The organism is Massilia sp. YIM B02443, from assembly GCF_030411955.1.
GTDB lineage: Bacteria > Pseudomonadota > Gammaproteobacteria > Burkholderiales > Burkholderiaceae_D > Telluria.
Genome location: NZ_JASNRA010000015.1, coordinates 125,991 through 140,445, shown reverse-complemented (window position 1 = coordinate 140,445; position 14,455 = coordinate 125,991). Strand labels below are relative to the sequence as shown.

10 protein-coding genes are annotated in these 14,455 nt (G+C 69.0%); 6 read left to right on the top strand and 4 right to left on the bottom strand.

The genetic code is table 11. From position 1 onward, the window contains the following. Window positions 1-51 precede the first annotated feature (51 nt). The 4 genes from QPK27_RS16470 to cphA (QPK27_RS16455) all read left to right on the top strand — a co-directional run bounded on the left by QPK27_RS16470 (window position 52) and on the right by cphA (QPK27_RS16455) (window position 6,951). Window positions 52-669, top strand: a complete 618-nt coding sequence (locus QPK27_RS16470) for an isochorismatase family protein (protein WP_290419334.1) — start codon at window positions 52-54, stop codon at window positions 667-669. Between the two features lie 148 nt (window positions 670-817). After that, window positions 818-2,593 carry a thiamine pyrophosphate-requiring protein gene (locus QPK27_RS16465; RefSeq protein WP_290419333.1) on the top strand — a complete coding sequence of 592 codons (1,776 nt, stop codon included), beginning with the start codon at window positions 818-820 and terminating at the stop codon, window positions 2,591-2,593. A 170-nt stretch (window positions 2,594-2,763) separates the two neighbouring features. Beyond that, window positions 2,764-4,218, top strand: coding sequence for an iron-containing redox enzyme family protein (locus tag QPK27_RS16460; RefSeq protein ID WP_290419332.1), 1,455 nt, complete (start codon window positions 2,764-2,766; stop codon window positions 4,216-4,218). A gap of 90 nt (window positions 4,219-4,308) precedes the next feature. Further along, entirely contained in the window at window positions 4,309-6,951 is a 2,643-nt protein-coding gene (gene cphA, locus QPK27_RS16455) for a cyanophycin synthetase (RefSeq protein ID WP_290419331.1), read from the top strand. 154 nt (window positions 6,952-7,105) lie between these two features. Here the strand turns inward: cphA (QPK27_RS16455) and cphA (QPK27_RS16450) are convergent, their stop codons facing one another. The 4 genes from cphA (QPK27_RS16450) to QPK27_RS16435 form a co-directional block, all read right to left on the bottom strand. Further along, on the bottom strand, window positions 7,106-9,694 hold the full coding sequence (gene cphA / locus QPK27_RS16450; RefSeq protein ID WP_290419330.1) for a cyanophycin synthetase: 2,589 nt from the start codon (window positions 9,692-9,694) through the stop codon (window positions 7,106-7,108). Continuing rightward, window positions 9,691-10,605 carry a cyanophycinase gene (locus tag QPK27_RS16445; protein WP_290419329.1) on the bottom strand — a complete coding sequence of 305 codons (915 nt, stop codon included), beginning with the start codon at window positions 10,603-10,605 and terminating at the stop codon, window positions 9,691-9,693. Before QPK27_RS16445 ends, cphA (QPK27_RS16450) begins: the two co-directional genes overlap by 4 nt. Further along, window positions 10,602-11,513, bottom strand: a complete 912-nt coding sequence (locus tag QPK27_RS16440) for an isoaspartyl peptidase/L-asparaginase (protein WP_290419328.1) — start codon at window positions 11,511-11,513, stop codon at window positions 10,602-10,604. The genes QPK27_RS16445 and QPK27_RS16440 overlap by 4 nt, the downstream gene beginning before the upstream one ends. 188 nt (window positions 11,514-11,701) lie before the next feature. Beyond that, window positions 11,702-12,202, bottom strand: a complete 501-nt coding sequence (locus QPK27_RS16435) for a DUF2244 domain-containing protein (RefSeq protein ID WP_290419327.1) — start codon at window positions 12,200-12,202, stop codon at window positions 11,702-11,704. A gap of 150 nt (window positions 12,203-12,352) precedes the next feature. Between QPK27_RS16435 and QPK27_RS16430 the strand changes: the two genes are divergently transcribed. Continuing rightward, the gene (locus QPK27_RS16430) at window positions 12,353-13,618 is read left to right on the top strand and encodes an Hsp70 family protein (protein ID WP_290419326.1); all 1,266 of its coding nucleotides are present in this window, start codon (window positions 12,353-12,355) and stop codon (window positions 13,616-13,618) included. A gap of 58 nt (window positions 13,619-13,676) precedes the next feature. Beyond that, entirely contained in the window at window positions 13,677-14,339 is a 663-nt protein-coding gene (locus QPK27_RS16425) for a PolC-type DNA polymerase III (protein WP_290419325.1), read from the top strand. Window positions 14,340-14,455: the final 116 nt, after the last annotated feature.

The window sequence follows — 14,455 nt, the reverse complement described above, 5'->3', positions numbered from 1 at the left end:
GTGCTCTGCAAGGCGGCCATTCCCGGCCGCCACTCACGCGGAGAACCACCCATGAGCGCCATCGTGCTCGGACAGGGCGATGCCCTCCTGATCGTCGACCTCCAGGTCGACTTCCTTCCCGGCGGCAAACTCGGTGTGCCGCACGGCGACGCCGTCATCGACCCCATCAATCGCCTGATCGACCTGTACGGCGCACACGGCCTGCCCGTGTTAGCCTCGCGCGACTGGCATCCCGCACTGCATTGTTCCTTCGCCGACCAGGGCGGACCGTGGCCGCCGCATTGCGTCGCCGACAGCGAAGGCGCGGCGTTCAGCGACGCCCTGCGCCTGCCGGCCGACGTGGTGATCGTGTCCAAGGCCGTCACGGCCGAGGTCGATGCCTACTCCGCCTTCAACGGCACGGGTCTGGGCGACGACCTGCGCGCGCGCGGCATCCGCCGCGTCGCCGTCTGCGGCCTGGCCACCGACTACTGCGTGCTGAACACCGTGCTCGACAGCCTGAAGGAAGGCTTCGAGACCCTGATCGTGGCCGAGGCCGCCCGCGCGGTCGACGTCCAGCCGGGCGACGGCGACCGCGCCATGACGCGCATGCTGATGGCGGGCGCGGCGCCGGTACGGCTGTCGGATGGCGCGCTGGTGGCCGACCTGGCGCTGGGCGCCTTGCCTTGAGACTCGCCGCAAGCGTTCCATCCCGCCGCTATGGTCGCTGGCGCACGGTCGGCGCCGGCCACGCCACGTAGAGTCGTCTCCTTCAGCCCGCCGCGGCGCGAACAGCCCCCGCCGGCGGGCCTTTCCATCGGGAGAAAGGAGCTTCGATATGGCAACGGTAGGAGACTTCATGCTTGAGCGCATCAAGCAGTGGGGCGTGCGGCGCGTGTACGGCTATCCGGGCGACGGCATCAATGGCATCCTGGCCGCGTTCGGACGCCAGGAAGGGGACGACGCGATCGAGTTCGTCCAGACCCGGCACGAAGAGATGGCGGCCTTCATGGCCTGCGGCCACGCCAAGTTCACCGACGAGGTGGGCGTGTGCCTGGCCACGTCCGGCCCCGGCGCGATCCACCTGCTCAACGGCCTCTATGACGCCAAGCTGGACCACCAGCCGGTGGTCGCCATCGTCGGCCAGCAAAAGCGGGCCTCGCTCGGCGCCAGCTACCAGCAGGAAGTCGACCTGGTCACGCTGTTCAAGGACGTGGCCGGCGAGTTCGTGCAGATGGCGAGCAGCCCCGAGCAGGTGCGGCACCTGATCGACCGCGCATTTCGCATTGCCCAGGCGCGCAATTGCGTCACCTGCGTGATCGTGCCCAACGACATTCAGGAAGAAGACGCGGTGCGGACGCCGCCGCGCGAACATGGCAGCACTTTCTCGGGCGTCGGCATTGCGCGGCGTGCGCTGGTGGCGTCCGATGAAGCGCTGCAGGCGGCCGCCGACGTGCTCAACGCCGGCAGCAAGGTCGCGATCCTGGCCGGCGCCGGCGCCCACGGCGCCACGGACGAACTGATCGAGGTGGCCGAGCTGCTCGACGCCGGCATCGCCAAGGCGCTGCTGGGCAAGGCCGTGGTGCCGGACGATATTCCGTTCTGCACCGGCACCATCGGCATGATCGGCACCGAGGCCAGCGAGCGCGTGATGAAGGAATGCGACACGCTGCTGATGGTCGGCTCGAGCTTCCCGTACGCTGAATTCCTGCCGCAGGAGGGCCAGGCGCGCGCGGTGCAGATCGACATCGACGGCGCGATGCTCGGGCTGCGCTACCCGATGGACGTCAACCTGGCCGGCGACGCCGCCGCCACGCTGCGCGCCTTGATCCCGCTGCTGAAAAAGAAGGACCAGCGCAGCTGGCGCGAACGCATCGAGCGCAACGTCGAGCAAAGCTGGCGCACGCTCGAAGAACGCGCCAATGAAGCGGGCAAGCCAATCAATCCGCAGCGCGCCTTCAGCGAGCTGTCGCCGCGCATGCCGCAGAACGTGATCCTGACCGGCGACTCGGGTTCGGTGGCGGCCTGGTACGCGCTGCACCTGCGCATCAAGCGCGGCATGCTGGCCTCGCTCTCGGGCGGCCTGGCGACGATGGGTTCGGCGGTGCCGTATGCGCTGGCGGCCAAGATGGCGCATCCGGGGCGGCCGGTGATCGCGCTGGCCGGCGACGGCGCGATGCAGATGAACGGCATGAATGGCCTGCTCACCATCGCGCGTCACTGGCAGCGCTGGAGCGATCCGACCCTGGTGGTGCTGGTGTTGAACAACCGCGACCTGAATTTCGTCACCTGGGAACAGCGCGGCATGCAGGGCGAGCCGAAATACGCGCCGTCACAGCAGTTGCCGGACTTCTCGTATGCGGCCTTCGCCCACATGCTGGGCCTGGCGGGCGAGCGGGTCGAGGATCCGGAACAGCTGGGCGCGGCCTGGGAGCGCGCTCTGAGCGCGGGCAAGCCGTTCGTGCTGGAAGTGCTGTCCGACCCCAACATTCCGCCATTCCCGCCACACATCGTCGCTAAGCAAGCCGAGCAGTACAAGGAGGCGATTGCCAAGGGCGACGCGGAAGGCGCCGATGTGCAGCGCGGCATGGGACAGCAGGGTGCTGGCGCCTAGGCCTCAGCACAGGAACACTGTTGCAGCGCAGCTAACGATTTGCTGCGCTGCGTGATGCTCTTATGTAATCCCTTTCTTACATACGGGCAGCGCGCCTACCGATTTTCGCACCAATGCCCAGCCCGGATAATGTCGTTAATCGTCTACAAGACTAACTTACGATCCGAGACATGACTCCAATGCTGTTCGCCGATGCACCCGCCGTGCAAACCGCCCCGACCCGACCGGGCCAGGGCGCGAAAAACGTGTATTACTCGCTGTACGCCGATCCGTCAGCGAGTCCGGAAGAAGCAAAAGCCTTCGTCGCCGACCATATCGCCATCGCGCGCGAGCTGCCGAGCGACCTGCCGTCGAACATCAGCGCACTGCAGGCCTGGATCGAGCAGCGCGCCGAGATCGTCGGCCAGCAGTACCGCGAGTACCTGGCCGCGCGCAAGAACGGCGCGCCGCGCCGCTATTTCTCGTGCCGCGCGCACGCGCTGTATTTCCTGAAGGGCGTCGGCCCGACCAAGCTGGTCGACGGCGCCTGGCTGTATGGCCTGGTGCGCCAGTGGGACAACGTCGCCTTCCACCCGCTGATCAAGACCTACCTGGAAGAGCTGGGCGAAGGCCTGCCGGACAAGAACCACGTCACCCTGTACCGCAAGCTGCTGGCCACCCACGGCTGCGAAGACTTCGAGCATCTTGGCGACGACCATTTCCTGCAAGGCGCGCTGCAGCTGGCGCTGGGCCACCACGCCGAGCACTTCCTGCCCGAAGTCATCGGCTACAACCTGGGCTACGAACAGCTGCCGCTGCACCTGCTGATCACCTCGTACGAGCTGAACGAACTGGGCATCGACCCGTATTACTTCACGCTGCACGTGACGGTCGACAATGCCTCGAGCGGCCATGCGCGCAAGGCGGTGCAGGCCGTGAGCGACCTGATGCCGCGCGTGGGCGACCGCGACGCCTTCTGGCAGCGCGTGGTCGATGGCTATCGCCTGAACGACCTGGGCGCCAGCACCACCTCGGTGATCGGCGAATTCGACCTGCAGGCCGAACTGGTGAGCATCATGGCCGCCAAGAGCGTCGCCGGCAAGAACATGCACTCGGATTACTGCCGCGTCGCCGGCCGCTCGGTCAACGACTGGCTGGCCGCGCCTGCACAGATCCCCGACTTCCTGGCCGCGCTGGAACAAGCCGGCTGGATCAAGCGCGGCGAAGCGGTCGAGAACAGCCGCTTCTGGCGCCTGGTCGAAGGCGAGCGCGCCGAGATGTTCGGCGTGTTCAACGCCTATGAGCTGCAGGTGCTGCGCGACTGGATCACCAGCACCGCCGACGGCCAGCCGGCCGCCAGCCAGCGCGTGCTGACGGCGCGCGCGCGCCAGCGCACCCTGGACACGCTGAGCCAGAACGCCGAGCGCAGCAAGGCCTTCCCGGTGCGCGGCCTGATCCGCCGCCACCCGAACCTGAACGACGGCGACTCGGGCAACGAACTGCGCCTGCTGGAGCAGCAGGTTGCCGGCGCCAGCGGCAAGGGCGAGGCCATGGCCATCCTGGGACGCCTGCTGTCGCCCGAGATTCACCATACCGCGGTGGGCCTGATGGCCACCCGCATGTACACGCAACTGTTCGACGCCTGACCCGCCTGCACAGTGCGACGGCGGCGGGATCGCGTGGAGAGCGCGGTCCCGCCGTCGCATTCAAGAACGATTATTACAAGGGAATCACACGTGCAAATCCTCGAACAACGCTTCCTGCGCGGACCGAACATCCACGCCGACTCGCCCTGCCTGCTGTCGATCGTCGACCTGCAGGACCTGTACGGCCGCTCCACGCGCGACCTGCCGGGCTTCAATGAGGCGCTGCTGAACCTGCTGCCGTCGCTGCGCGGCGAACGCCTGCCGGGCGCCGCCACCGGCCTCGGTGGCGGCTTCGCCCAGCGCCTGCACGAAGGCACCTACCTGGGCCGCGTGATCGAACACGTCACGCTCGAACTGCAAACCCTGGCCGGCGCGCCGGCCAGCTACGGCCGCACCCGGCCCGTCACCGGCCATCCAGGCCAGTTCCGCATCGTGTGCGCCTACCAGTCCGAAAAACTGGCCCAGCCCGCGTTCGAGCTGGCCACCGAGATCGTCGAGGCGCTGGCGCACGGCGAAGCCTTCGACATCGAACCGCGCCTGGAGGAGCTACGCGCGCTGGCCGGGCGCTACGCCATCGGCACCAGCACCGCCGCCGTCCTCACCGCGGCGCAGGAGCGCGGCATTCCGGTGCAGCGCATCACCGAAGACGCCAACCTGTTCCTGCTCGGCTGGGGCGTCAAGCAGAAGCGCCTGCAAGCCACCACCACCGGCGACACCAGTTTCATCGCGGTGAAGATCGCCAGCGACAAGCAGCTGACCAAGGCCCTGCTGAAAGAAGCCGGGGTGCCGGTGCCCGAGGGCGAGGTGGTCACCACCATCGAGGCCGCGCAGCGCGCGGCGCGCCGCCTGAACGCGCCGGTGACCCTGAAGCCGCTCGACGGCAACCAGGGCAAGGGCGTGACGGTCGACTGCAAGACCCCGGACGACGTGGCGCGCGCCTTCGAGTTCGCGCGCCAGTTTGGCCGCCGCATCATCGTCGAACGCCACGTCACGGGCCGCGACTACCGCGTGCTGGTGGCCGGTGGGCAGGTGGCTGCCGCCTCGTGCCGCCGTCCGGCGCACGTCGTCGGCGACGGCATCAAGACGGTACGCGAACTGGTCGAGATCGAGAACGCCAACCCGGCGCGCGGCGCCGGCCACGCCACCATCCTGACCCGCATCGCGCTCGACGAACATGCGTCCGACATGCTGGCGCGCCAGGGTTTCGAATTCGACAGCGTGCTGCCCGTCGGCGTCACGGCCGAACTGCGCGGCAACGCGAATCTCTCCACCGGCGGCACCGCCGAAGACGTGACCGACTTTCTTCCCGACTCCACCCGCCTGCTGTGCGTGCGCGCCGCCGCCAAGATCGGCCTCGACGTCGCCGGCATCGACATCGTGTGCCAGGACATCTCGCAGCCGCTGGCGGCCCAGCGCGGCGCCGTCATCGAAGTCAACGCCGCGCCGGGCATCCGCATGCACCAGTACCCGAGCGCCGGCGAGCCGCGCGACGCCGGCGAAGCCATCGTCGACGGCCTGATGGGCAGGTCGAACGGGCGCATCCCGGTGATCGCGCTGACCGGCACCAACGGCAAGACCACCACCACGCTGCTGGTCGCGCATACCGTGCGCATGGCAGGGCAGGTGACCGGCGTGACCACCACCGAGGGCGTGTTCATCGACGGCAAGCAGATCGTCAAGGGCGACTGCACCGGCTACTGGTCGGCGCGCACCGTGCTGGGCGCGCCCGAAGTCGAGGTCGCGGTGCTGGAGACGGCGCGCGGCGGCATCCTGAAGCGCGGCCTGGCGTTCGATCGCTGCGACGTGGCGATCGTGCTGAACGTCGCCGGCGACCACCTGGGCCTGGACGGCGTCGAGACCATCGAAGACCTGGCGCAGGTGAAGGCGGTGGTGGCGCAATCGGCCGCCAAGGCGGTGGTGCTGAACGCCGAAGACGCGCTGTGCGTGCAGATGGCGCGCCGCGTCAAGCCGGGCGCCGAAGTGCTGTTCTTCTCGATGGAGGCCGAGAACCCGATCATCCTCAAGCACCTGGAAGACGGCGGCCGCGGCGCCTACCTGCAGGACGGCGCGCTGGTGCTGGCCGACGGCCACAGCCAGCAGGCGGTGATCAAGGTCGAGAGCATGCCGGTGTCGTTCGGCGGCCTGGCGCGCTTCAACATCGCCAACGCGCTGGCCGCGGCGGCGGGCCTGATGGCGGCCGGCTACTCGCACCTGCAGATCGCGGCCGGCCTGTCGACCTTCGTGTCGAACGGCCGCACCAATCCGCTGCGCACCAATATGTTCGACGTGCGCGGCGTGACCGTGATCGTCGACTACGCCCACAACCCGGCGGCCTACGCCGCGATGGCCGACATGGCGCGCGGCATGCTGCCGGGCCAGCTGGTCGGCATCGTCACCGCGCCGGGCGACCGCCGCGACAGCGACCTGGAAGAAATCGGGCGCGTGTGCGGCGAGCGCTTCGACGAGCTGGTGGTGTACGAGTCGCAAAGCCGCGGGCGCGAAGTGGGCGAGGCCGTGGACCTGATCATCGGCGGCGCCGAGGAGGCGGTCGGGATGAGCGATACGCTGCATCGCGAGATCGAAGTCGATAAAGCGATTCGCCTCGGACTGTCGCTGTGCCAGCCGGGAGACGTGCTGGTGTTCGCGTGCGGGTCGTCGCTGCAGGTGTTCGTGGATGCCATCCGCGTGACCGATCCGGAGAGTGCGGATTTGATTGCGGCGCAGACGGTGTAAGCCGGCGAAGCGGGATCATCGGATGAATGGGCGGCCTTTGGGCCGCCCTTTTCGTTGGTCGTGGACGCACCTGACCGGGTGACGCTTGCAGGTTTTGAGAGCAGCAATAAAAATGGCCCCTCGAAGGGGCCATTCGTGTCGAGTCAAGCAGTGGTCAGATCGCCGCCGCCTCGATCCTTCTCGCCAGATCCGGCCTGGTCGGCCTGAGCGCCTCGGTCAGCTCCGAAATCGACGACCCGCACCCGAACACCATCACGTCGCCCGGCCTGCACATCGACAGGCCAAGCCGGATCGCGCGGTGCACGTCCAGCTCCACCTGCAGCTGCTCGCTGCCGATCTTGCCCAGCCTGGCCCCGCGCGCCAGCAGCGTGGCGGTCTCGCCCTCGAGCCGCCCGCGGTTCTCGGTCTCGTACACCACCAGCTCGTCGAAGCCGGCGGCGCAGGTGCGGCCGATGTCGATCAGGTCGGCGTCGCGGCGGTCGCCCGGCGCCGCCACCACGCCGACCAGGCGGCCCGGCGTCATGGCGCGCGCCATCTCGGCCAGCGCGGCGTAGGCGGCGCAGTTGTGGGCGTAGTCGACCACCACCGTCACGCCGTCGACGTCGAACAGGTTCGAGCGCAGCGGATTGTGCTTGCTGTCGGAGACGAAACCGCGCAGGCCGTCCGCGATCTCGGCGTTGCCGAAGCCGGTCGCCATCAGCGCCGCCGCCGCCGCCATCGCATTGGCGATGTTGTAGCGCGCGCGTCCACCGAGCGAAACCGGCATCTCGCGCACGTCGAGCAGGGCTTCGTGGCGCAGGCCGTTGGCCAGTACCACGGTCGCATCCTGCAGGTAGACCGCGCGTCCGCCATGCTCGAGGTGGCGCAGCAGCACCGGGTCTTCGGCGTCCAGCGCGAAATAGATCACCTCGACGCCTGGGTCGATCATGTCGGCCATCCCGACGCAATGGTTGTCCTCGGCGTTGAGCACCACCGCGCGGGTCGCGCGCTGCGCCACCACTGCCTTGACCCTGGCCAGCTGCTCGATGGTGTCGACGCCGTCCAGGCCCAGGTGGTCGGCCGAGACGTTCAGCACCACCGCCACGTCGCATTTGTCGTAGGCCAGGCCGCGCTTGAGGATGCCGCCGCGCGCCGTTTCCAGCACCGCGAAGTCGACTTCGGGCGAGGCCAGCACGCTTTTGGCCGAGTGGTAGCCGGTGCAGTCGCCTTCCCAGGCCAGCTGGCCGTTCAGGTAGACGCCGCTGGTGGTGGTGACGCCGGTGCGCAGTCCGGCCATGCGCACGGTGTGCTCGATCAGCAGGCTGGTGGTGGTCTTGCCGTTGGTGCCGGTAACGGCGACGGTCGGGATGCGGCCGTTGCAGGCGCCGAACAGCGCCTCGACGATGGCGTCGCCGGCGTCGCGCGGGGTGCCGCGGCTCGGGTACTGGTGCATGCGGATGCCGGGCGCGGCGTTGACCTCGATGATGCCGCCGCGCTGGGCGCGCAGCGGCTGGGCGATGTCTTCGCAGATCACGTCGATGCCGGCCACGTCCAGGCCGATGGTGCGCGCGGCGCGGATGCAGATGTCGCGCGTTTCTTCCGGCAGCAAGTCGGTCACGTCTTCGGCGGTGCCGCCGGTGGACAGGTTGGCGTTGCCGCGCAGGTCGGCGCTCACGCCGCTGCTCAAGACCGTGTCCAGGTCGTAGCCCTGCTTGGCCAGGGTTTCCTCGGCCAGCGCATCGAGCGGGATTTTCGTGAGGATGTTGGTGTGGCCGTCGCCGCGCGCCGGGTTGCGGTTCTCGATCGCGACCAGCCGGCGGATGCTGGACACGCCGTCGCCGGTGACGTTCGGCGGCCGGCGCCACGAAGCGGCGGCGATCTTGCCGCCTGTGACCAGCACGCGGTAGTCGCGTCCGCGCAGGTACTCCTCGACGATCACGCGGCGGCCATGGCGGCGCGCGAACGCGAAGGCGCGTTCGACGTCGTCCGGCGTGCGGCAGTCGACCGTCACGCCCTTGCCCTGGTTGGCGTCGAGCGGCTTGACCGCCGCCGGCCGGCCGATGCGGCGCGCCACGCGCTGCGCCGCTTCGACCGTGGTGACGACGTCGCCGCCGGGCACCGGCACCCCGGCTTGCTCCAGCAGGGCCTTGGTCAGCTGCTTGTCGCTGGCGATGCCGACCGCGATCGAGTTGGTGGCGCCGGTGATGGTGGCTTGCAGCCTTTTCTGGCGGCTGCCCCAGCCCAGCTGGAACAGATTCGCCTCGTCGGTCAGGCGCAGGGCCGGGATGCCGCGCCGGCGCGCCGCATTCACGACGGCGCCGGTGCTGGTGCCGATCGCGTAGTCCCCGGCGGTCTCGCGCAGGGCCGCCAGCGCGGCCTCCAGGTCATAGGCGCGGTCCTGCGCCAGCGCGTCGAGCAGCGCGATCGCGGTGTCCAGCGCTTGCGTGGCCACCTGTTCGATGGCGTAGCCGCACACCACGCGGCGCCGTTCCGGCTGGCCCAGGACGTCGAAGGTGGCGCTGTGTTCTCCCGGCGCGCCGGCCAGACGCTGCAGTTCCATCATGACCGGTTCGAGCGCGTCGACCAGCAGCACGTCGTCGGCCAGGCGCACGGCGGCTTCGGCCGGCAGCGAAGGCAGCAGTTGCAGCAGGCGCGCGCCGAAGCCGCGGCCCTTGGCGGCGCGGTTGTCGACGACCGCCATCAGGCAGGGCGTGGCGGCGTACAGGTTGGGGCCGCGCAGCAGGCGTCTTTCCTTGATTCTCATGACATCGTAGTCCGTTTGGTGACGTTTTCCAGGAAGTCGAGCAGGGGCGCGGGCAGGCGCTGGCCCGGCGTGGCGTCGGCGCCGGAGAGGCTGTACCTGGTCCCGGCCGGCAGCAGGTGCAGGCGCACGTCGATCAGTTCCGGCGTGGCGCGGTCCTTGATTTCGGCCAGGTTGGTGATCATGTTGCGGCCATCGACCACCGTGACGGCGCCTTCGCCCAGCACCTCGATGCCGACCCCGCGCTCGATCACGAGGGCGGTGTCTTCATCGATGCCGATGCCCTGCAAATACGGGTTGGCGGCCACGATCGAGAGCAGGCGCGACAGGCGCTGGCGCTCCGAGAAGTGCTGGTCGACCACCACGCGATGCAGGAAGCCCAGGCCCGCGCCCAGGCTGACCGCGCCCTTCTCGGGCAGCAGGTCGGTGCGGCCCTGGGCCAGCATGTGGCCCGACATGGCCGAGGCGCCGGCGCTGGTGCCGCCGATGGTGGCGCCGCGGATCTTGAGCGCGGCGTGCATCTCGGCGTCCAGCGCGGTGCCGCCGATCAGGGCCAGCAGTCGCTTCTGGTCGCCGCCGGTCATGAAGATGCCGGTCGCCTGCGCCATCGCACGCACGGCGTCGTCGCTGTTGGCGTCCTGGCGGCTGTTCAGTTCCAGGTGGCTGCGCTGGCGCACGCCCAGGGCGCCGAAGGCGTCGTCGTAGGTCTTCCACATCTCCTCGGCGACCTGGCTGGCGGCGGTGATCACGACGATGTTGGCGTCGGCGCCGCCGGCCAGTTCGACGAAGCGGGTAAGGATCTCCTTGCCGTGTTCGCGGTCTTCGTGGCCGCCGATGATCACCAGGTGGCCGTTGCGGCCATGCTGTTCCTGTCCGGTGGCGCGGGCCGATTCGTTGATTGTCATGTCGTTCATCGCTGTACCATTCTGGTGTAGGGCATGTCGGAATTGCTGCAGGCACCGGCATCATTGCGGCTGACCGCGATCAGGCCGACCACGATCGACGGATCGAACAGGTCGACGCCGCGCTGCAACGCTTGCGCCAGCGGCATGCCGTCGGCGATCCAGCCGTACACGGTGCGCGCCAGCAGGTGGCGCACGATGTGTTCGCCGATGCCGGTGGCGGCGACTGCGCCTTCAGGGCCGGCGAAGAAGCCGCTGCCGATGATCGGGGTGTCGCCCACGCGGCCCAGCAGCTTGGGCGCCGAGCCGCCGGTGGAGCAGGCCACGGCGAAGTGGCCGTCGGCGCCGCGCACCACCGCGCCGACCGTGTCGCAGCCCGAGCCTGCGGGCAGGTGCAGCGGGGTGTTGTAGTTCCAGAAGCGCTCGAACAGCTGATTGTTCACGCCCGGCATGGCCGGCACCGAGCCGGCCAGCTGGGCCACGATCTTGCGGTGGGCGGCGCGCTGACGCTCGGACACCGGCGCGTTTTCCGGCAGGCCGATGGCGCGCGCGAAGCGCTGCGCACCTTCCCCGGCCAGCAGCCAGTGCGGGGTGTCGGCCACCGCGCGCGCCAGCTGCACCGGGTTTTTCACGCCCTGCACGGCGGCGATCGCGCCGAGCCGGCCGCGGGTGTCCATGATCGAGGCGTCCATTTCGATGGTGGCGCCGTCCAGGCCCAGCACCGAGCCGCTGCCGGCATTGAAACGGCCATCGTCTTCGAGGGCGGTGACGGCGGCGATGGCCGCGTCGAGGGCGTCCGCGCTGCCTTCCAGCTGCGCCAGGGCGCGCCGGGCGGCCAGCACGCAGCCGTCTTCGTGCTCGCGCGATGCGCCGGCGCCGCCGTGCACCACGACGGCGCCGGCTTGAGGGGTATTGCTCATCTCGTCCAATCCAATCTTTGTGCTTTATTGTTATGGTTTCGCTCTACACGTGCTTGCCGGGAAGGCAAGCCGACACGCGTCACGCGACAAGTGGCAATTATGCAAAAGTTGCGTCGTCATCCATATCGGGCGCACTGCCGTGCTGGTGTAAGAGCTTGCTTACAGGATTGTTGAGAGTCGCTCGATTGCTACCGAGTCTTGCCGGCAGCGCGCCAGCGTCGCGTTCCGGCGGACAGGGCGCGCCGCAGTTCGGCCGCCATCAGGCGCCGCGCCGGCGGCGTCAGGTAACGTCCGACTTCGACCGCGCAGGCGCGTGTCTCGAGCCGGATCAGGGTGCGCATGCGCTCGTCGGCCAGGCTGACCCGTACCGCATGCGCTTCCAGGCGCAGCACAGTGCGCCGGTTGCCGTCGTCGCGTTCGACCAGCAGCCAGCCGCCGCCCAGCACGATGCGCTCGCGGTCGAGCGCGTGGCGTGCGTAGTGCAGCAGGGCAGCGCCGACCGCCGCCGTCTCGACCAGGGCGAAGGCCAGCACCATCCAGGCGCCGCGCCAGGTGAACACGGCGGCGATGCCGAGGGTGGCGCCGGACAGCAGCAGGTAGACCTGCAGCGCCTGGCGCGGCGTGAGCGAACAATTGCGCCGCATGAGCCATTCGCGCTGCCCGCCGTCCATTGCCGTCTCCGTGGTCATAGATGATCGTTGCTTCGCCCACTGCACACTTCACTATAGCGCTACAGGGGGCGTTGCGCACTTGCCGCGCATGCTTGGCGGGCCGGGCAGGGGGGATACAGTTGCCGGGGAATCTGTTACCATACCGCCCCTCTCCAAAAAAAGGTTCCTATGGCGAACGCTTGCGGCGTTGACTTCGGCACGTCCAACTCCACCGTCGGCTGGCTACGCCCCGGCGCATCCCATTCCGCCGCCGGTTCGCTGCTGGCGCTCGAAGACGGCAAGCACACCCTGCCGTCGGTGGTGTTCTTCAACGCCGACGACGAGCGCGTCAGCTACGGCCGCGCGGCCCTGGCCGAATACCTGGAAGGCTACGAAGGCCGCCTGATGCGCTCGCTGAAAAGTCTGCTCGGCACCAGCCTGATCGACGGCCAGACCGAGGTCGCCGGCCGCTCGCTGCCGTTCCGCGCGCTGCTGGCCCAGTTCATCGGCGAGGTCAAGCGTCGCGCCGAGCAGCAGGCCGGACGTAGCTTCGACAGCGCCGTGTTCGGCCGTCCGGTGTTCTTCATCGACGACGACGCCAAGGCCGACCGGCTGGCCGAGGACACGCTGCTCGAGGTGGCGCAGTCGGTCGGCTTTCGCGAGGTCGGCTTCCAGTACGAGCCGATCGCCGCCGCATTCGACTACGAAGCGCAGATCGACCGCGAAGAACTGGTCCTGATCGCCGACATCGGCGGCGGTACTTCCGATTTTTCGCTGGTGCGCCTGGGACCCGAGCGCGCCGAACGCCTCGACCGGCGCGACGACATCCTGGCCAACGGCGGCGTGCACATCGGCGGCACCGACTTCGATAAATACCTCAGTCTGGCCACCGTGATGCCGCTGCTTGGCCTGGGCAGCAGCCTGCGTTCCGGCGCCGCCATCCCGTCCAGCTATTATTACAACCTGGCCACCTGGCACACCATCAACCAGGCGTACACGCGCAAGAGCGTGACCCAGCTGGCCGACCTGGCGCGCGACGCCGCCGAGCCGGCCAAGATCGCGCGCCTGCAGAACCTGATCGAGGACCGCTCCGGCCACTGGCTGGCGATCCAGGTCGAGGGCGCCAAGATCGGCCTCTCGGCCGAGCAGTCGGTGCGCCTCGAGCTGGAGCGCCTGTCGCCGCCGGAAACGCTGGACGTGACGCGCGCCTGCTTCGAAGACGCGATCGCGCAGCTGGTCGACCAGGTCGGCGCCACGGTGAACCGCTTGTTCAGCGACGCCGGGGTGGCCCCGGAGGCGGTGGATACGGTATTCTTCACCGGTGGCTCGAGCGGCGTCGGTTTGCTGCGCGAGCGCATCGGCGCCCTGGTGCCGGGCGCGCGCAAGGTCGAGGGCGACCTGTTCGGCAGCATCGGCGCCGGCCTGGCGCTGGATGCGCGGCGCAAGTTCGGCTAGGCTACGTCGTTACAGTCGCAACGCAGCAGCAACGCAGTAGCAACGAACAAGGACAGCAATGAGTGTTTATGATCGGCCGATGGTGATGCTCGACTTCGAGACCACCGGCCTGTCGCCCGACATGGGCGACCGCATCACCGAAGTGGCGGCGCTGCGCATCGTCGGCGGCGAAGTCACCGAGCGTTACGTTTCCCTGGTCAACTGCGGCGTGCGGGTGCCGTCGTTCATTACGCAACTGACCGGCATCACGCAGGAGATGGTCGACGGCGCGCCGCCGGCACGCCAGGTAGTGCCCGAGCTGCTCGACTTCATCGGCGGCGACATGCTGTCGGCGCACAACGCCAGCTTCGACGAGAAGTTCCTGAAGGCCGAAGGCGCGCGCCTGGGCCGCACGACGGGGCACGCCGGCCTGGTGTGTTCGCTGAAGCTGTCGCGGCGCCTGTTCCCGGGCCTGGCCAGTTACAAGCTGGGCCAGTTGTCGCGCCAGCTCGGCATCGCGTTCCGCGGCACCGCCCACCGGGCCGAGGCCGACGCCCAGGTCGCCGCCGACGTACTGCTGCACGCCGCGCGCCACCTCGGCCAGGCGTGTGGACTGGAGCGGGTCGAGCTGGGCCTGCTGGTGTCGATCAACAAGGTCGCCGCCGCCAAGATCCCGGTCTTCCTCGACAAGTACGCCGCTACCGAGCGCGCCCGCCGCGAAGCTCTGGCCTTGGCAGCCTGATACTTCTTTCAAGCATCGCCGCGGCGCCCATCCCGGCGCGCCGGAGCAGTTCTTTCAGCCCTATCCGTCACGCGGCGTCAATGCCCGTGCAGCAGGTCGTGCTGGCCGTCCGATTG

Coding starts and splice junctions, on each gene's coding strand:
- QPK27_RS16430 (WP_290419326.1), top strand. CDS start 12,353: ATGGCGAACGCTTGCGGCGTTGACTTCGGCACGTCCAACTCCACCGTC.
- QPK27_RS16440 (WP_290419328.1), bottom strand. CDS start 11,513: ATGAGCAATACCCCTCAAGCCGGCGCCGTCGTGGTGCACGGCGGCGCC.
- QPK27_RS16435 (WP_290419327.1), bottom strand. CDS start 12,202: ATGACCACGGAGACGGCAATGGACGGCGGGCAGCGCGAATGGCTCATG.
- QPK27_RS16425 (WP_290419325.1), top strand. CDS start 13,677: ATGAGTGTTTATGATCGGCCGATGGTGATGCTCGACTTCGAGACCACC.
- cphA (WP_290419330.1), bottom strand. CDS start 9,694: ATGAGAATCAAGGAAAGACGCCTGCTGCGCGGCCCCAACCTGTACGCC.
- QPK27_RS16460 (WP_290419332.1), top strand. CDS start 2,764: ATGACTCCAATGCTGTTCGCCGATGCACCCGCCGTGCAAACCGCCCCG.
- QPK27_RS16445 (WP_290419329.1), bottom strand. CDS start 10,605: ATGAACGACATGACAATCAACGAATCGGCCCGCGCCACCGGACAGGAA.
- QPK27_RS16470 (WP_290419334.1), top strand. CDS start 52: ATGAGCGCCATCGTGCTCGGACAGGGCGATGCCCTCCTGATCGTCGAC.
- QPK27_RS16465 (WP_290419333.1), top strand. CDS start 818: ATGGCAACGGTAGGAGACTTCATGCTTGAGCGCATCAAGCAGTGGGGC.